The 1,795-nt window shown below is 68.4% G+C and carries 3 protein-coding genes; all 3 read left to right on the forward strand.

Annotated elements, in window-relative coordinates; genetic code table 11:
* Positions 1-403: 403 nt before the first annotated feature.
* The 3 genes from G6021_RS10180 (at position 404) to G6021_RS10190 (ending at position 1,689) form a co-directional block, all read left to right on the forward strand.
* Complete coding sequence (locus G6021_RS10180) at positions 404-583, forward strand: hypothetical protein (protein WP_182610856.1); 180 nt, start codon at positions 404-406, stop codon at positions 581-583.
* A 355-nt stretch (positions 584-938) separates the two neighbouring features.
* On the forward strand, positions 939-1,085 hold the full coding sequence (locus G6021_RS10185; RefSeq protein ID WP_182641216.1) for a hypothetical protein: 147 nt from the start codon (positions 939-941) through the stop codon (positions 1,083-1,085).
* 142 nt (positions 1,086-1,227) lie between these two features.
* The gene (locus G6021_RS10190) at positions 1,228-1,689 is read left to right on the forward strand and encodes an SRPBCC family protein (protein WP_182641217.1); all 462 of its coding nucleotides are present in this window, start codon (positions 1,228-1,230) and stop codon (positions 1,687-1,689) included.
* The last annotated feature ends 106 nt before the right edge of the window (positions 1,690-1,795 follow it).

Here is a 1,795-nt window from a genome sequence, read left to right on the forward strand (position 1 = left end):
TCCCGCCGACCCCGCGTGGGCCCGGAAGCCCGCGGGCAGGGGGATCGATGCGGGCGCGTCAGCGGCGTGCGGTGTCATGCCGCCCATTGTCTCCCACGGGATCGCCCGGCACATCGCGACGCCCCATCCCGCCGCTCGACGGACCCGCGCGCGGCGCCCCCGCCGCGGTCGACCTCCGTAATGTGAGTTGAATTACGTGAGAAATGCCGACGGATCGTTACGCAGCAAATATGAACGCTTTCTTGCGCGTCAATTCCGCCGATAGGCCCCTTCCCGGAAAGAGCTTGCGGTCACGGCCGTAACGCTTCCCCGGCGATTCGGGATGTACATCGCGAGTCCGAACCAAGGACTGCACTACGAGCGCGGCCCACCCGGCGCCGCGCACTGACGAAAGGGGTCCCTCATGGGTTCCATCGAAGACATCGCTTACGGTTCGCTCGGCCTCGCCGGTGAGGTCATCGGCACCGGCTCCGCCGCCGCCAACGGCCTCCTGGCCGCCGGTTCGTCCGCGGCCAACGGGTTCCTGGGCCTCCCGGAGTCGTTCCTGGACTTCGTGTTCGGGATCTTCAACAGCGCTTCCTGATCGACGGTTGACGTCGGGCCCCGAGCCCGACCTCACCTCCTCGACGCCGGCATCCGCCTTCGGACGGATGCCGGCGTCGTGCATTTCCTCGCCTCTTCCCGCCCGGACCCCTCAGCACATTCGCCGACATTCGGCTATTGAGACATAGATCACATTAAAGCGATTCGGGCGGACTTCCTGCACGAGTAAAAGAACTCCATCCGCTAAAACCCCGGAAAGACGCCCCACCGCGTGAATCCGGCCGACGGACTACGTACGGTCCGGAAGTGAGTTCTCGATGGACTGATCGAGTTCGCGAGAGCTTCACAGACCGAGCGGCGTTCCGGCGCCGCCCCCCTGACGAAAGGACCATCACATGGGTTCCGTTCCCGAGTTCATCGACGGCATCGCGACCGGCTCCTCCGCTGTCAACACCGGCTCCGACGTGGTCGACGGCGGCACCGACCTGTTCGCCGAGGTCCTCGGCTTCTTCACCGACCTCCTCGGCAACCTGGGCTCCTGAGCCGGCGCGCCTGACGGCGCGATGCCCGGGATCGGCTCCGGCCGACCCGAGCCGCCCGCGACACCGGCCTCCGCTTCGGCGGGGGCCGGTGTCCGCATTTCCGGCGCCCGCATCACCCGCCGGCGCCGGTAGCCTGGATCCCATGCAGCTCGATCTCTCCCGTGACGTCGCCGCCGACCCCGAGGCGGTCTGGGCGGTGCTGACCGACATCCCCTCAGCGCATCGCACCCTCAGCGGTGTCCTGGCGGTCGAGATCCTCACACCCGGCCCCTACCAGCCGGGACTGCGGTGGCGGGAGACGCGTCGGATGTTCGGCATGAAGTCCACCGAGGAGATGATGGTGCTCGCGGCCGAGCCGCCGAACGCCACCACGATCGTCGCCGAGAACGGCGGCACCGAGTACAAGACGGTGTTCACCATCTCCCCTCACGCCGACGGCGGCTCGACGCTGCGCATGCGCTTCGGTGCCCACACCGCCCACGCCCCCGCGGCCTCCCGCGTAGCGATGATGGTGATGGGCCGGTTCGCCGAGAGGTCGACCCGCCGAGCCATGGAACAGGACCTCGCCGATATCGCCGCCGAGGCCGAGCGCCGTGTCGGGTGATCCCGGCCGCCGCGAATACGCTTCAGCGCGGTAGCGGCTTCGCTGCCCGGTCCCACAACTCGGTCACCACCTCCACGGCCGAACGGCTCGCGTAGGCATCGGCGGC

It is taken from the genome of Dietzia sp. CW19 (assembly GCF_014145265.1).
Taxonomy (GTDB): domain Bacteria; phylum Actinomycetota; class Actinomycetes; order Mycobacteriales; family Mycobacteriaceae; genus Dietzia; species Dietzia natronolimnaea.

Bases quoted from the DNA above. Each gene is read 5' to 3' on its own strand.
- G6021_RS10180 (WP_182610856.1), top strand. From the start codon at position 404: ATGGGTTCCATCGAAGACATCGCTTACGGTTCGCTCGGCCTCGCCGGT.
- G6021_RS10185 (WP_182641216.1), top strand. From the start codon at position 939: ATGGGTTCCGTTCCCGAGTTCATCGACGGCATCGCGACCGGCTCCTCC.
- G6021_RS10190 (WP_182641217.1), top strand. From the start codon at position 1,228: ATGCAGCTCGATCTCTCCCGTGACGTCGCCGCCGACCCCGAGGCGGTC.